The organism is Nitrosospira sp. Nsp13 (assembly GCF_900101945.1).
In the GTDB taxonomy this organism is placed as follows: Bacteria; Pseudomonadota; Gammaproteobacteria; order Burkholderiales; family Nitrosomonadaceae; genus Nitrosospira; species Nitrosospira multiformis_D.
Window position 1 is genome coordinate 422,597 of record NZ_FMVD01000001.1, and the last position, 14,750, is coordinate 437,346.

General features: G+C 50.9%; 15 protein-coding genes and 1 pseudogene. 11 read left to right on the plus strand and 5 right to left on the minus strand.

Annotated features, from left to right (window positions below):
• The first annotated feature begins 118 nt into the window (after positions 1–118).
• Both BLO43_RS01900 and BLO43_RS16975 read left to right on the plus strand, forming a co-directional pair.
• Entirely contained in the window at positions 119–373 is a 255-nt protein-coding gene (locus tag BLO43_RS01900) for a hypothetical protein (RefSeq protein WP_090905490.1), read from the plus strand.
• A 353-nt stretch (positions 374–726) separates the two neighbouring features.
• Complete coding sequence (locus BLO43_RS16975) at positions 727–876, plus strand: S26 family signal peptidase (RefSeq protein ID WP_302847668.1); 150 nt, start codon at positions 727–729, stop codon at positions 874–876.
• 377 nt (positions 877–1,253) lie between these two features.
• Here BLO43_RS16975 and BLO43_RS01910 read toward each other — a convergent pair whose 3' ends face one another.
• Both BLO43_RS01910 and BLO43_RS01920 read right to left on the minus strand, forming a co-directional pair.
• Positions 1,254–1,676, minus strand: coding sequence for a hypothetical protein (locus BLO43_RS01910; RefSeq protein ID WP_090905843.1), 423 nt, complete (start codon positions 1,674–1,676; stop codon positions 1,254–1,256).
• Positions 1,677–2,151: 475 nt separating this feature from the next.
• Positions 2,152–2,604: a cupin domain-containing protein gene (locus BLO43_RS01920; protein WP_090905496.1), complete on the minus strand. Its 453-nt coding sequence runs from the start codon at positions 2,602–2,604 to the stop codon at positions 2,152–2,154.
• Positions 2,605–3,131: 527 nt separating this feature from the next.
• On the opposite strand from BLO43_RS01920, the gene BLO43_RS01925 reads away from it, so the two are divergent.
• From BLO43_RS01925 to BLO43_RS01940, 4 genes are all read left to right on the plus strand, one after another.
• Complete coding sequence (locus BLO43_RS01925) at positions 3,132–3,503, plus strand: GGDEF domain-containing protein (protein WP_139149214.1); 372 nt, start codon at positions 3,132–3,134, stop codon at positions 3,501–3,503.
• A gap of 395 nt (positions 3,504–3,898) precedes the next feature.
• Positions 3,899–4,288 carry a hypothetical protein gene (locus BLO43_RS16300; protein WP_139149215.1) on the plus strand — a complete coding sequence of 130 codons (390 nt, stop codon included), beginning with the start codon at positions 3,899–3,901 and terminating at the stop codon, positions 4,286–4,288.
• Positions 4,289–4,434: 146 nt separating this feature from the next.
• Positions 4,435–5,199, plus strand: coding sequence for a hypothetical protein (locus tag BLO43_RS01935; RefSeq protein ID WP_139149216.1), 765 nt, complete (start codon positions 4,435–4,437; stop codon positions 5,197–5,199).
• Between the two features lie 96 nt (positions 5,200–5,295).
• On the plus strand, positions 5,296–6,216 hold the full coding sequence (locus BLO43_RS01940; RefSeq protein WP_090905504.1) for a DUF1259 domain-containing protein: 921 nt from the start codon (positions 5,296–5,298) through the stop codon (positions 6,214–6,216).
• Between the two features lie 47 nt (positions 6,217–6,263).
• Here the strand turns inward: BLO43_RS01940 and chrA are convergent, their stop codons facing one another.
• Both chrA and BLO43_RS01950 read right to left on the minus strand, forming a co-directional pair.
• Positions 6,264–7,628, minus strand: a complete 1,365-nt coding sequence (chrA, locus tag BLO43_RS01945; protein ID WP_090905506.1) for a chromate efflux transporter — start codon at positions 7,626–7,628, stop codon at positions 6,264–6,266.
• A 351-nt stretch (positions 7,629–7,979) separates the two neighbouring features.
• On the minus strand, positions 7,980–8,300 hold the full coding sequence (locus tag BLO43_RS01950) for a hypothetical protein (RefSeq protein ID WP_090905508.1): 321 nt from the start codon (positions 8,298–8,300) through the stop codon (positions 7,980–7,982).
• A 594-nt stretch (positions 8,301–8,894) separates the two neighbouring features.
• Here BLO43_RS01950 and BLO43_RS01955 point away from each other — a divergent pair.
• A complete protein-coding gene (locus BLO43_RS01955; protein WP_090905510.1) occupies positions 8,895–9,602 on the plus strand; it encodes a DUF4410 domain-containing protein in 708 nt (235 codons plus the stop codon).
• A gap of 212 nt (positions 9,603–9,814) precedes the next feature.
• Here the strand turns inward: BLO43_RS01955 and BLO43_RS01960 are convergent, their stop codons facing one another.
• Positions 9,815–10,522 (minus strand): hypothetical protein, encoded by a 708-nt coding sequence (locus tag BLO43_RS01960; protein WP_090905512.1) that lies wholly within the window; start codon positions 10,520–10,522, stop codon positions 9,815–9,817.
• Positions 10,523–10,978: 456 nt separating this feature from the next.
• Here BLO43_RS01960 and BLO43_RS01965 point away from each other — a divergent pair, with 456 nt between their 5' ends.
• From BLO43_RS01965 to BLO43_RS01980, 4 genes and pseudogenes are all read left to right on the plus strand, one after another.
• Positions 10,979–12,253 carry an O-antigen ligase family protein gene (locus BLO43_RS01965; protein WP_090905514.1) on the plus strand — a complete coding sequence of 425 codons (1,275 nt, stop codon included), beginning with the start codon at positions 10,979–10,981 and terminating at the stop codon, positions 12,251–12,253.
• An 86-nt stretch (positions 12,254–12,339) separates the two neighbouring features.
• Entirely contained in the window at positions 12,340–14,316 is a 1,977-nt protein-coding gene (locus tag BLO43_RS01970; RefSeq protein WP_090905516.1) for an ATP-dependent nuclease, read from the plus strand.
• 92 nt (positions 14,317–14,408) lie between these two features.
• Positions 14,409–14,561 carry a diguanylate cyclase domain-containing protein gene (locus BLO43_RS16980; protein ID WP_368086126.1) on the plus strand — a complete coding sequence of 51 codons (153 nt, stop codon included), beginning with the start codon at positions 14,409–14,411 and terminating at the stop codon, positions 14,559–14,561.
• A 12-nt stretch (positions 14,562–14,573) separates the two neighbouring features.
• A pseudogene (locus tag BLO43_RS01980) lies at positions 14,574–14,714 on the plus strand (IS3 family transposase); the annotation flags it as partial.
• Positions 14,715–14,750: the final 36 nt, after the last annotated feature.

Consider the following 14,750-nt stretch of genomic DNA (forward strand, 5'->3'; position numbering starts at 1 on the left):
GTCGCAGTACCGTCAGGATGAAATCTGCCAATTTCCCCTTCAATATTTGAATCCAGGCCTTTACAGTCCATCGTGGTTAAGATAGGATTGATTCTCATTTACATTTATGGAGGCAACCATGACAACCTTGACGCGTGCTGATGCCCAGGTTCTTGAAGCGTATACCGATGCCTTGAGAGCGCTCGTTACCGCTCTGGGGTGGCAGATCGACCCCGTACGTTTACATTCGGACCTTCAGTCGATCGCGGGTATTGCGCGGAAGGATGGCCATGGCGCGTCGGCGGGGCTGATAGATGAACTTGCGCGCACTGTCGAAGCCAGGCTTCTGACAACGAAGGTAAGTATTGAGCGAACGGTCATTCCCTTTCGCTGACAGCGAGCGTTTCAGGCCCCCGCACGCGATGATTTGACTGAATTGGTGATCAGTCAATCTCTGAGCGGGTCTTCCATGGAGCACATTGCTGGCAAAACAGGGGTATTCCGGAATGCCTCGGTGGCCTCTCGACTTGAAGGAAACCGGCTGCAAAAAAATGTCTGACCTCTCAGGTTTTCGCTCCCCTTCAGTTTTTCCAACTGATTACCGGGAGGAACGCCACTCCTGGAAACCGGCGCTCGCGCGCCGGGCTGGTAATCAAGGCGTTTGTTGAGCCGTGTGCTTCACTCTCAAAATTTCGACGGTGCACGCCTCAGTTTGCCGGGGCCGATATGCAGTTATTTCCTAGAACGATGCCCCGTTATCCCCTGGGCACCTCCCTGAGCAAAACGGAATTGCTCCTCATGTCGGATAGGGGTGCCACATCTTTTGATAGCCGGTATTTCGGGCCGGTAGCTCTTTCTCACATCAAAGGGGTGATCCGGCCAGTTATTACGTTCTAATTCTATTTTGGAAGGGTATCCACATTTTCACTGGACAAGTCTGTGGATAACTCTTCTAAACTAGCGTAATTCGAGATGCGCAGGGATAGATCAATACTTAGACAACCCATGAGCGCCTTGTGATTTGGATCTGGCCTTGGCTGCTGGTTTCCTATTTAATCCTGGTGGGAAATTCATCTGGACTTGAGGTTAAATAAGGAAAAAAAGCGTATGCCCGGCAGGAAAGGGCTGACAATCCCTTTCCGTCTATGTTGAATGCGGCATGTTTCTTACAGGCGTGCAAATTGCCCGGTGCATAAAGGCACCGGGCAATTGATTTTATTTCGGGAAAATCTTTCTCAGGATTGAGAAAAGCAGCAGGACATTCTGCCTGATTTTTACAATCCGGCTCCAGAGTTAACCAGTTGCGCACTGGTTGTGTGATTTCGATTGAGCTTGGCAGCTATTTGCCGATGCAGGGTTGCAGTTTGTATGCTGTCTCCCACACCTTTTTCGTAATCGCGAATCAACATCGAAGTGTGCGACTGAAGGTCTTGAGCTTGCCGGCCGTAAAGATAGCTCTTGTTCTCGTATTGCTCCAGCAACTTTTTTTGCTCCTTTAACTTTGCCTGCATCAGCGCAGCGGTATTCTCATAGTATATTGCAATAGATTCATGGTCGCCGCGAGTGACAGCATGTCGAGCGGCAGCGCGAATTTCCGGAGTATCGATTGGCTGGTCTGCAACGACCGAAGAGCTTGCCGAAACCAGGAGACCAATCATGGACAACGCTGCAAATACATTTCCAAATTTTGTTTTCATGATTGCAAACCCCATTAGGATTAAGACGATTGCATCCTACCTTAGTCAATAGTCTGAGTATATTGGGGAAACCCTGGTTTTTTACTAAGGATTTCCTTTAGAAGAAGCCCTTGATTGGGCAGGAGATTAGAATTGAGTTGATGGCATGTGCGTATTAATAGTCTTCATACTCTAAATACTGACCTAAGCCATGCGCATGTTTATATGTTGCAGGCGGGATGTCTGTCGCTGCTCAAAGTTACTAAGCGGCATGCCTGGTTTAGTCAGATTGCTGCTCAAGAATTATTTGTTATTGCTGCTGTCACATTCCCCGCCAGCCGCCTTCTGTGATGCATTTCGCCTGTCATGGCCCATGATCTGGAATCTTCTCAGCAATTACGGCCGCACGGTTATGGGTCAGGGATGGCCGTTGAGAACTCTCCAAATCTATACTACCCAGCCATTTTTCACTTCGGTTTCTTAAGCCGGCACGTTTCTAGTCGTAGGTGGTCAGTTGCTCGCCCGTCGGGGTGATAAGCGTGGCTAGAAGGCGCGCTGGTACAGTCCGACTGGGATTCTCCATGAACGAGTGCACCGTTCCGGGTGGTTCGCTCCAACTTTGTCCGGGATGAAATTCGATTATTTCGTTGCTGTTAAGCTGCGAACGAACCGTACCCTCGAGCACATAGACAAACACCATGCCTCCATGGCGATGGCTGCCGGTTTTAGCCTCGGGTGCGAGGTTCACTACAACTGTTGTCAGAGTAGTTTTGGGATCATCCGGAAGCACCTGCGACGTGACGGGTGTAAGGGTTATCCCGGTTGACGTTACGCCGGCCCGCACGTCGGGCGCACCGGTTATCCATCCCATCCATAGCAGACTCGCCATAAATAAAATCGAAAATACTTTAACAATATTCGGTAATAATATAATTGAATTGAATTTCACGTCATCTCCTTCGGTTGATCATTTTCGCATAAACAGATGTTTCACCCGGCACGCAGCAGGCTCGGAAAACCATCTAAATGGATATTCAGCAGCATATCCGACTTGAAGAATCGAGACGAAAATGCGAGTGGGACAAGTACAGATTAAACGACTCTGAAGGCTAATAATTATTCTATGACCGGACAAGCGGTGAAATAGGGACCCACCTGACGCTTTGCAGCAACTTTCCTCCAAATCGAGGGTAGACCCAATAGTCATGCCACAGCCGCCATTTCCATCACAATAGAGTAGAGTCAATCGTACTTCACGTCCAGAATATATTGGTTTTTGGTTCCGTTGCTGTCCACGCCTTATACAATTTTTCTGATATAAGATGAAAAATATACTTGAAAATATCAAGACTATTAAATCAGCGGGAGTAGTCAGCCATGCAACAGATCCCAAAACTACACACTCAAAATCACCGTCAAGATGCTTAGAATCATACCCCGCGTCCCGGTTGGGTGCCTGCCTGGGACATTCCCAAAGTGCAACTCCATCAGGCGGGTGACATGGTGCTATGCGAGGTGGCGCGGCGGGTGACGGAGATGCTCAGGCCTTATGATTCCTTTGGCCGTTATGGCGGAGAAGAATTACTAATTGTGTTGCCCGAATGTGATGCGACTGATGCGTTGACGATAGCAGAGAGGGTGCGATCAGGTATTGCCGATCAACCGATAACGACTAAATTTGGCTTGATACCAACCTCGATAAGCCTGGGGGTGGCAATGGCTGACAAGGAAACTTTACTTTTCGATGAACTCATTCGGCGCGCTGATGGTGCACTTTACCAAGCTAAAAAAGAGGGACGCAACCGTGTGGTGTTCGTAAGCGCAAATTTGCGTGGTGAAGTAACCTAAAATCTCCCGTTCGTGGGGTAATCCCACGTGTCATTTATACTAAATCTCTTAAGTCACAATTCGACCCGCGTGTGGGCACAGCCCTGGAACAGCCCTGAACCCCGTCTCGGTTGGTGCAGGTTGGTGCGTTCCGTGGCGGAGAGTATTGAGCGACGCGGCATAATAGTCAGTCGTCCGTGCGCAGGTATTGGTACATGCACTGACTCGACCGCTTCTTCGGGCTTGCTTTTTTATTGAGGCAATTCGACTGAAAGACGCCGACAGCAAACGATCGAAACTTGAGCTATGTTAATGAATATTCGGATCCATGGGTCTTTTGATTAACTGTTAGGTGTGAAGAAGAGAGCAACCATGTTTGGCAGTGATAGATTTACCGTCATCTTGTCCCGTTTAACATGCTGGTCCTGTTCCTTGACGAGGTTCTTGGCATCGGCGGTAACTCTGTTAGCTATGGCGAATGCGCTCCTGCCCATGCCCAACGCGTATGGATTCGCTTTTATCAGCGACCAGCGAATGGTGAATCCGGATTTCGGGGCGAGGATTGGACCGAGGTTCATACCAGTCCCGGTCCACTGGACGAACGCGACCCTGACGCCGCCACCTGTTCCTGGGGCCTTCGCTCAACGTACGCTCAATATCACGTTCAACACGACACCGAGATTCGTCGTCCCTATGGCCGACCGGCCAGCGCTCGCCAACGCGGTTACTACTTGGAGCAATCGAAACCCGGTGACTGCGAACAATTGTTGCGAATCCTGATGGCTTTCCCGCCGGAACCCCTGTGAAAGTGTTGGGAGGGCAGAACTATGATCTCGAATCGATCCTGCTGCACGAATTGGGACATGCCTTCGGGCTCGACCATCCAAATCTTGCAGACCGCTCGACGCCAGAGCTAGATCGCGCCACCGCGAGCACCAGGGGCAACAATGGAATGTTTGACCTTGGCACGGTCGATGGCATCCCAGGGAATTTCAATGACAACCGCGGGGATGATCTATCGCTTCACCTCGTCGATCAGGATAACAACCCGTTCAGTGGCTTGCCCGCGTTGGCCGGCAAAGAAGGATTTTTTCTGGATGGCCCCTTCGTAACCGGTGGGTACGCTCAGGCACCGACCCGGGTGGTCGCCAGCGCGGGCCGCATTGCAACAGGATTCGATGTCATCGCTAATCTGGAAGCAGTCATGGTTCAGGGACTTCCAGCGCTCGAGTCCCATCGTGCGTTGGCACTAGACGATGCGAAGGGCCTGTTCTACCTGGAAACCGGCGTTGATCAGCAGAGCCGCGGTGATCGCAGGGCCACCCTCCTGGATAACTACATGTTCAACTTCGTTTTTAACCCCGCAGGTGTGGCCAATGCGGGAGGTGCTCCTCCGGCGGGAACCCAGATCCTTGTAAACAACACGAGGGTGGCGCCACGACTGGGGGAGACCGTGTTCCAGCGACCACTTGCCAACGCCGTCGTCCGATACGATATTGATGCCGCGACCAATGCCGCGCTTGCGCAGACAGATATCTGGCTTGATGGGCCCATCGAGAGCTTCGGCAGCCAGATCCAGTTCGTGGATATCACTTATTATGACACCCTTGGCCCTATTGCTGCCGTCCCTGCGCCTGCGACGCTCTCGCTAGTTGCCATAGGTGCTTTGCTGCTTCTTGGCGCTAGAAATGTTCAAGTACAGCAGGATAATGTATGACGTCTTGTAATGAATGACGGCACCATCGCTGGGCAGAAACGCACAACTGTCCACCTGCGAATAGCCTGATATTTTCCCTCTCTAAGGAGGTACCGCATGTCGCACTCTCTTTTCCTACAACATTCGATACTGGCTACTGCGCTGATCTTTGGTTTGGCAAGCGCTCATGCAGCTGACACACCGGGCGTGGATGCTGTCAAGATTGAACAGATCACAGGCCTCAAAGGTAAGTTATCTCAAGAAGAAAATGTCTTCAAGGTCTCCAAGCCGCGTACCGATGTCAAAATCCAAATCGATAAGTGGACGATGGTGCCCTTCATGGGATTGACTTCCTGGGCCGGGTTTACACCTGCCCAAAATGGGCAAGTCTTGATGATGGGCGACACGGTACTGTTCGAGGATGAAGTAAACCCGGCCATAAGTGCTGCACTCGATGCCGGCCTGGAAATCACGGCCTTGCACAACCACTTTTTCTTTGACCAACCGAAAGTGTATTTCATGCACATCGGCGGTATAGGCACTGCGTCGCAACTCGCCACCGGCATCAGGAAAATTTATGACAAAGTGACTGAAATCAGGACAGCAAGACCCGCCCCTGCGACAGAGTTTCCCAAAACGATTGTCCAGGAAAGTAAGATTACAGCGGGGCCGCTAGAAACAATTCTTGGCATGAAAGGAGATTCGAATAACAGCATGTTCAAGGTCACGATAGGCCGTGACGCTACCGTACATGGCGTAAAGGTCGGTAAGGAAATGGGAGTAAATACCTGGGTGGCATTTGCTGGCTCTGATACCCAGGCCGTGGTCGATGGTGATTTCGCAGTACTCGAGGACGAGCTGCAGCCTGTTCTAAAAATCCTCCGGGCGGGTGATATCAACATTGTTGCAATCCACCAGCATATGACACATGACCGGCCCCATTATTTGTTTATACATTATTGGGGCAAGGGCAGCGCAGAAGATTTAGCCAGAACTGTCAAAACCGTCTTGGATTTTCAAGTTAATTTCCGTCAATAGCATCCCTGCATTCTCCGGGAATTTCTGGCTTAGCGTTTTCCAGATGCTCAATGAAATAGGTTCGATGCCATGCCCAGGATGCCGCAACTCAGGATAATGGGTATGACTCCCACTTTAAAACGAAATAAGGCAATCAGGGCTATAGCAGTAATCAGAACAGGAAGCCAGTCCACAGGCTGATCCAAGCCCGAAGGCCAGAATACATGATAGGCGAAGAACAGGGCAAGGTTAACGATCACTCCTACCACTGCGGCAGTAATGGCTGTGAGGGGTGCTGTCAGCTTCAGATTGCCGTGTGTGGTTTCGATAAAGGGACCTCCTAGCAAAATAAAAATAAAACTGGGTAGAAAAGTAAAAAAGGTGGCGATTGCAGAGGCAACAAAGGCTGATGCAAAGAGGGCATCAGGGCCAAAAACTTCTTTGGTCCAACCGCCGACAAAACCCACAAAAGTGACCACCATGATGAGAGGACCAGGAGTGGTCTCGCCCAGAGCAAGCCCATCAATCATCTGGATCGGCGATAACCATTGGTAATTTTCCACCGCACCTTGATAAACATAAGGCAGAACTGCGTAGGCTCCGCCGAAGGTGAGTAATGCCGCCTTGGTGAAGAACCAGCCGATCTGCGGGAAAGTACCGTCCCATCCATAACGGAACGTCAGCGCACTTATCATAGCCACCCAAAGAACCACCCCCACAGCTGTGATACGAGCCAGTTTTACCCAACTAAACAAGGCATGGGCGGGCGTGGGGGTATCATCATCAATGAGAGCGGGACCGAATTCTTTTTGAGCACTGCCATGTCCCCCGCCTGGCTTGAAGTATTGAGGAAAGATGTTTCCCCCCACAAAGCCAATCAAACCAGCCGCAAATACGATAGTGGGGAACGGTAGTTTAAAAACAAAAATCATAAAAAATGCGGCGGCAGCAATGCTCCAGGTTACGGGATTTCGTAATACCCGCGAGCCAATACGATAAGCAGCGAACAGGACAATAGCAACCACCGCCGGCTTAAAGCCGTAGAGCATGCCCGCCACTGCTGGGAGTGAGCCGTAAGCCATATATACCCATGCAAGCCCTACCAGAATAAAAAATGAAGGCAGGACAAACAATCCGCCTGCTATGATTCCGCCCCAAGTACGATGCAATAGCCAGCCAATGTAGGTAGCGAGCTGCTGAGCTTCAGGCCCAGGCAGGATCATGCAGTAATTCAATGCATGCAAGAAACGCTTTTCCGAAATCCAGCGTTTCTCTTCCACCAAATCGTGATGCATGATTGCGATTTGCCCAGCTGGGCCGCCAAAGCTGATGAATCCAAGCTTTAACCAGTACAGGGCAGCTTGTGCGAGCGTGATGGGCGTAGGGGACTTCGGGATTTGTGAGGTCTTGCTATGGTTACTTACGACGTCCATGGATTCTCCTCTGCGGGGTAATCCCCTAAGATTGGAGCAGGCCTTGGACGCAAGCGTCTTGAATGGGGAGGCTGCGAAATCCCCGATTTAGTACCCGGATGTTAATTTTTTATGGTGCAAAAAACAAGAGGCCGACCAAGTCTATATGTTGCCAAGATGGTCAGAAAAGGGCGGGAAACTGTTTTTGGCATTGCTGAGTTGCTGAAGGTGAATCGCACTATCCTATACTGTACGCTGAATCGGAGATAATGAGCCCCTGGAAGTTTGGCCGCTACGGGTGCTCACTGAAGCTTATCGTACGATTTTTTCCGAATTCTGCGTGCTCCCCAAAAACCTGCGCGCTGTCTGTCACTACAAGAAAAATTTACGCAGGCCTCTCGCACGTCCCCAAACTTTTCTTGCTGCTCTATATGTTTTTTTATAATTATTTCTCAATCGCTTGTTCTTATCATAGGTGGGATCCAAATAAGGCCAGTATGCGTTCTCGCCAGGCGTGCCATGAACCCAGGTACCGCCACCGCCGCCCCAGGTTTGTGCTTCATCAGACGCGTTCAGCAGCCTGAAATATGTGGAAGAAAGCCACCATGCACCGAAACGTGCCCTCGCGAGATCCACATAGCCGCTCAGATAATAGAGTGCCCATGAGGCTGCCCATCCAATCGTTTTACGCATGATTCCTCCTCGGGTTTGGAACCTGCCCTCGGCAGGTTATCCATGGGTCATCTTACGAGCATGGCGGATATTGACAATTGGACTCAAGTACTAGCAGGACGGGGCAATGCGGTATGGTGTTAGCCCGTATTCTGAGAGGACTACTAGGGCCTGTTAACACTTATTTCGCACCCGCGTTTTTTGTGTCAACCCGAAGAGACGGGATGGATTTCATCCAGCCCTTCGTTATTCGCCGCTTACGGAGGCCTGCTCCGCCGCGCGGCTCATGCCTCGTACTGGATGAAATCTGTCGCCGTCGCGGGTGCGAAATAAGTGTTAACAGGCCCTAAATCAGCCGAGTGCGTCCGCTGTGCAGGAGTGAGGCCGACCGTGACAGAGGATTTTCAGAAAATGCGGGGATGCCAAGGGCCTCAGCGGCGAGCCAACACAAACTCCAGATCCTCTATCATCTGTAGTAGTCGAGATTTGATCTGACACTGGTTGTCAGATTCGAGTTACTGGAACTTGTTGCTATCAAGAATATATCTGCTATAAATAAAATGAGATAAGTTATAAACTGTCATTATTGAGCTATTCCCTTCACCGGAGATTTCTATGAACCCGTTAAGCCACGTCATGGTTTGTTTGTTTGCTATAGTCGCCATTGCTGGGTGTGCGTCAAGCACCGTCAAGGAACGACAGGAATACCGGGGTGGAAAGATAGCTCGGCCCGATCACATCATCGTATATAACTTTGCAGCCACCCCTGCCGATGTGCCAGCCGAGTCCCCTCTAGCCGGCCAAAATCTTGAACATAGTACGTCGCAAACGGCGAGCCAGACCGCTACCGGACGTCGACTGGGCGCCCAGATCGCAGCAGGCCTGGTTACGAAAATTCGCGCCATGGGACTGCCAGCGCAGCAGGCTTCGACCAAAACTTCGCCGCAAGTTGGCGACCTTGTGATCAGAGGTTATCTCATTTCAATCGAAGAAGGCAGCACTGTCAAACGTGTCTCAATCGGCTTGGGGTCGGGTGCTTCCGAGTTAAAAGCAATGGCGGAGGTCTATCTGATGACGGACAGTGGACTCCAAAAACTGGGTTCCGGCCGTGTAGATTCCACTGGAGGTAAAGCACCGGGAGGAGCGATGGGGGTTGCTGCCCTCGCTGCGACAGGCAATCCAGCCGGTCTCATCATTGGCACTGGCATGAAAATGTACGGGGAGACCACTGGGAGCAGCAAAATCGAAGGCAGGGCCGAGGATATGGCCACGGAAATCGCCAATATCTTAAAGGTAAAGTTCAAAGAACAGGGCTGGATCTAATCGGGGAAAATCCGGCTGGGACCATTTACCTAGTTGTCAAAACTGACACTTGAGTTGCAGCACTTCATTGCTTCCCCAATAAGCAGACATTAGACGATACCACCGTCTGCTCTTGGGCTTTAGCGTTAATGCGAATCTGACATTGTCTGCCTGATTAAATCCAAATTAATACACATCATCGATACCGTCGATGCCCGGCTGGTCACGATTTTCTATTTGTCATGGGGTGTTTGCGGGATATTGAAGTTCAGCGTGGCGCGGTGGCGAAATGCTTCAAATTTTTGCCCTTTAAATTCCCCTGGCTGCGTTTCCAGGTGAATAACCTCCAGAACATACTGGCCAGACCACGGCGTGGTGATGCTGACCCTGCCATTTTCGTCGGTGTGGCGCTCCTGCATCCAGAAATTTGGAGCGTAGACCATGAGCTTGGCTTTTGCGAGCGGTGCGTTCCGTAAATAAACGATGAACGCGTTAGGCGATCCACTCTCCGGCAGAATGTCGAGCACGAGCTCCGGTTTGGGCGTTGAGCGCCGCAGCAGTGGACTGAAGCGGGTATAAAACATCGGCTTTACAATGCCAATACCGTGCTTGGTCCAATCCTTGACTTCGTAACCGAGTTCCTCGGCGATCAATGGGGATGTGCGGTTCGAGGTCATCCCCAAATCAAAGTGATTCCCCTTCCGCATCACTTTCAGCTCCTGCCGCTTGCCGTTCGCATCAAGCAGCCATGCCTGCGGTCCTTTTATCTCATCCAGCCTGCCACCGGTGACTTCTTTTTCCTGATCCTGGTATTCACCGAAATAAAGGCGCGCATGATTCATCTCATCCCGTTCTATCCAGATATAATGCGCGGCTGCGGGGAGCGTGTGGAATAACCCTGTTAAAACAAGGGACACACGGATAAGCAGCATCTTAAGCATGGTATATTTCCTTAAAATATGAAATAACTCCGCTTGGGAAAGCGGGCGCAATAGAAGCGGCAGGGAGGATAATCTCTATCGTAGTTTATCACCCCCCTATCATCTGCCGGTGGTCATTCTAGTCCATTGATCATTCCTGAATGACCCTGCCCAGCGCGGATACGGGAGTTCTGGAGAAAACGTTGATGTTCTCGATTTTGGCTATTTAACCTGAAACGCAATCCACTCACCTGACGCATGGCAGGCTTGTGCTGATATCCGGAACGAAGCTAAAGCAGTCGCCGGGTAGCAGCTCATTTCGGTAAACACTGTACGGCAGCATACAGACGGCTATATTACGCAATGCGTATTATTATATGGCATCCCTGTATGGTATCTGCATCGTCGGCATCTCCCTTGAGATCCAGGCTTGCGTGCCGCTGAAAATCCGAATGACAACGGGAATCTCAAGCAAACATGAGTTCTGAATCAGAAACCCGCAGTCCGGAAGACTGGATTCGCCAAAACCCCGTCGCCTCACCCAGGCATACGCCAAGTACTTTCGATTGGCGCGATGTGCTGGCAATATCCGCACTATTTTTTTTTGGTATCGCCTTATGGAGCAGAGGGCTGAGCTTGTATGCCTATTATCTTCTGGTTCTGGCCTGGCTCCTGGACGGCGGCCTGGGCAGAATCAGGGAGACAATTAAAGAACCTTTTGTATTGGCAATGCTTATCTTATGTATTGTGGTGGCACTGGGAATACTTTGGAGTGACGATTCTAAACTTGGGTTGAAGGTATGGAATAGATACTTTGCATATTTGATCTTTATTCCCTACTTATCCCTTCTAAGTAAAACACGGGTGTCTTGGGCGATTAGCGGCGCGCTTATCGGTTATTCTGGTGTGCTCCTCATAGGCATATACCAGTGGATAGTTATAGGCGCACAGGGTATTCCCCCTCTTGGAATAACTTACCTGGACTTTTCCACAATGCTCGGGATCGGAGTCATATTGACGCTTTATCTGGCAGGCACCAGCAACGGTAAAAAAGCAAGAACTTGGTTATGGATACTAGCGGTTTTTCTGCTGTTTATGCAGTTTAACCAGAATGGACATGCATTGCTTATCGCCACTCTTGTTTCATCGGTACTTTTGCTTTTTCTGCTGCATAGAAAAGAAATCAGAAAACTCCTCGTTGCTACGGCAGCGTTACTCGTTGCGATAGTATTTTTTGCGTACAGCAGCGACAGCTTCCAGCAAAGGCTCATTCAAGCCAGGAGCGATATTGAATTATCCAAGCAGGGGAAATATGACACTAGCCTCGGATACCGCTTTGCCATCTGGGACGTCGGCCTGCATGGAATCGGGGAACAGCCGGTATGGGGTCATGGCACGGGAATGGCGGCTCCCTACTTTGATAAGACTGTCGAGACCTACAAGGGCGGGCTCTACAAGGATCTACCGAATTTTCTCAAAACCTACCACTACCACAACGACTGGATCGAGATCGGAATGCAGATGGGCGCACTTGGCATGCTGGCGTATGCTTTCTTCTTATGGAGCTGGTTTCGAACGCTGAAAGCATACCAGTTAGGCATTCCAGGGGCAGCCTTTACGTGTTTCATCATTCTTTTCGGATTAACGGATGTGCTTGTAATATTCAGGCAAAATCTTTATCTGCTTCTTGTCATCACCGCCATTGGGGTCGCGTGGCAGAAAGCATATGCGACACGATTTCTCTCCGAATGAAGAACGTAAACTCCTCAATGTCACAAATCCATTACTGACTAACGTCATGTATATGTCTACAATGGCATTTACGTGGAGGAGCTTACATGAAACTGGTGCGTGCACGAATTCAGAATTTCCGAAGCATTGACGATTCTGATGAGTTCAGTCTTGATGAACATCTTACTTGCTTCGTTGGGAAGAATGAATCAGGCAAGACTACTCTGCTGACGGCCCTCCACCGGCTCAATCCAATCTTCGACGATGCAAAGTTTGACCGGCAGAAAGACTACCCGCGCCGCCATCTATCGGATTATGAAGAACGCCACGAAGGTGAAGACGCGGTCGTGGTCACGACATGGTGGGCCATCGATCCAGCGGAAAAACAGGCGATTACCGATGTGTTTGGAGCCGGGGCGCTGGCGAGCGACAAGGTGGTGGTGCAGAAGGATTACAGCAACCGGACCCGCTGGACGGTGAGCTTCGATGAAGCCGCGATCGTTCAATATCTTATCGATACCAGCGGCTTTCATGATGATGAGAAGGCGCAGATCGGTACGGTCCGCACGGTAGCGGAACTGAAGGCGCAAACGGAATCGCTTCATGAAACATCACCAGGGCGGACACATTGCCTTCATCGAATCGGGCGGGATTTTCCCGAAGGCTCGGTTTCACAGGGCATTGTGCAGCTGCTGGATTTGCCGAAATTCATGCTGTTCTCCCAATATCAGCGGATGCAAGGTCAAGTGAGCCTTGAGCAGATTCGGGAGAGGGAATCGAGCAACACGCTTGAATCCTCCGACCAGGTGTTCATCGCGCTTTGCGACATGGCCTCCACAACGGTCGAGCAAGTTGCCTCGATCCAGGATTTCGAGAGCCTGGTTTCGCGCTTCGAAGGCGCCTCCAACAAGATTTCGGCTGAAATGTTCCGTTATTGGAGCCAGAATAAATTTCTCAAGGTGATTTTCCGGCTCGACCATGCGCTGCCCGGCGACCCGGCTCCCTTCAACAGCGGTCGCATTTTTCGGACACGTATTTTAAACAAGCTTCATGACGTGACGGTTCCGTTCGACGATCGCAGCACGGGTTTCGTGTGGTTTTTCTCGTTTCTTGCGCTGTTCTCACAGGTGAAAAAGCGGAACCAGAAGAAGATAATTCTACTGTTGGATGAGCCGGGGCTGAGTTTGCATGGTAAGGCGCAGGCCGACCTGCTGCGATACTTCAGGGAGCGTCTGGCGCCTGACCATCAAGTCATTTACACGACACATTCGCCGTTCATGGTGCCGGCCGATGATCTTCCTTCCGTACGCACCGTGGAGGACGTGGTAATTTATCATCAGGATGAAGCGCCTGAGGTTCGAGGCACCAAAGTGGGCGGCGATGTGCTAAGTACGGATCCGGACACGCTCTTCCCCTTGCAGCATGCGCTGGCCTACGAGATTACCCAAGCTCTTTCCGCCAGTGAGCATACGCTGCTCGTGACCAGGCCATCCGATCTGCTTTATTTGAGAGCCATGTCGGAAGTGTTGCGCTCGCATAAGCGCACTCCGCTCGACCCGCGCTGGACCATTTGCCCGGCCGGTGGTATCGAGAAAATTAGCGCTTTCATGAGTCTTTTCGGGGGTAATCGATTGCAGGTGGCAATACTGACGGACTTGGCTTCAGACCATGAAAAGGTCGAAGACCTGCGCCGCTGGAAAATTCTGCGTGATGGCCATATTTTCACGGCGGGCGCGTATGCCGGTCAACGCGAGGCGGATGTTGAAGACATGCTCGGCGCAGGGCTTTATGCGGAGATCGTGGGCGCAAGTTTCGGTCTCAAGGGAAAACAGGCCGTCGCCGCCCTGCCCGCCGGATCACGCATTGTAACTCACACAACAGAGCGTTTCCGGACACAGCCAGAAACGGCCCCGAATACGGTTCCGGAATTCGATCGTTACGTGCCCGCCGTCTATTTCACGGAACATCAATCCGACATCGTCAAGAAACTGTTTGGAGCGGATTTAAAAATGACGCTTACCCGCTTTGAGCAGTTATTCAGCGACTTGAATGCGCTGTTGCCGGAAACCAGACCGGCTTCCTAGCCCGCGATCCCAATTCCGAATTCCATCGATCCGGCGAGAGATTCCTCGAATGTGGCCAAAAAATCCGCAGTGCTATCAGCCAACCCATAAAAATAGAGAGCTGCAGCCTGTGCATACTGCCGAGCATCGGAATAGCACTTTACCCTGATCATGGGGACGAAGCGCATCAACTTCTCAAGCATGCTGACAAGGCCATGTATTTTGAGAAGAGGAACAATGTTCTTAAAAGCCGTAGCCCATCCTGAAATGCCCTCGCCATTTTCAAGCGCATCTACAAAACACGAGATCTCGCTCGCGCCGATATTTTCGATTACATCGAGGTCTTCTACAATAGGAGCCGCCGACACAGTCATCTAGGCGGCATGAGTCCCGAAGCGTTTGAACGCGCTTCGTTATGAGGTCACGGAGTGTCTACCGTTCCGGGGGAAGTCCAA

What these genes read in the sequence shown, in the direction of transcription:
- BLO43_RS01955 (WP_090905510.1), top strand. Translation starts at nt 8,895, where the DNA reads ATGAACCCGTTAAGCCACGTCATGGTTTGTTTGTTTGCTATAGTCGCC.
- BLO43_RS01910 (WP_090905843.1), bottom strand. Translation starts at nt 1,676, where the DNA reads ATGAAAACAAAATTTGGAAATGTATTTGCAGCGTTGTCCATGATTGGT.
- BLO43_RS16975 (WP_302847668.1), top strand. Translation starts at nt 727, where the DNA reads ATGCCCCGTTATCCCCTGGGCACCTCCCTGAGCAAAACGGAATTGCTC.
- BLO43_RS01940 (WP_090905504.1), top strand. Translation starts at nt 5,296, where the DNA reads ATGTCGCACTCTCTTTTCCTACAACATTCGATACTGGCTACTGCGCTG.
- chrA (WP_090905506.1), bottom strand. Translation starts at nt 7,628, where the DNA reads ATGGACGTCGTAAGTAACCATAGCAAGACCTCACAAATCCCGAAGTCC.
- BLO43_RS01935 (WP_139149216.1), top strand. Translation starts at nt 4,435, where the DNA reads ATGTTTGACCTTGGCACGGTCGATGGCATCCCAGGGAATTTCAATGAC.
- BLO43_RS01950 (WP_090905508.1), bottom strand. Translation starts at nt 8,300, where the DNA reads ATGCGTAAAACGATTGGATGGGCAGCCTCATGGGCACTCTATTATCTG.
- BLO43_RS01960 (WP_090905512.1), bottom strand. Translation starts at nt 10,522, where the DNA reads ATGCTTAAGATGCTGCTTATCCGTGTGTCCCTTGTTTTAACAGGGTTA.
- BLO43_RS16300 (WP_139149215.1), top strand. Translation starts at nt 3,899, where the DNA reads ATGCTGGTCCTGTTCCTTGACGAGGTTCTTGGCATCGGCGGTAACTCT.
- BLO43_RS01900 (WP_090905490.1), top strand. Translation starts at nt 119, where the DNA reads ATGACAACCTTGACGCGTGCTGATGCCCAGGTTCTTGAAGCGTATACC.
- BLO43_RS01970 (WP_090905516.1), top strand. Translation starts at nt 12,340, where the DNA reads ATGAAACTGGTGCGTGCACGAATTCAGAATTTCCGAAGCATTGACGAT.
- BLO43_RS01965 (WP_090905514.1), top strand. Translation starts at nt 10,979, where the DNA reads ATGAGTTCTGAATCAGAAACCCGCAGTCCGGAAGACTGGATTCGCCAA.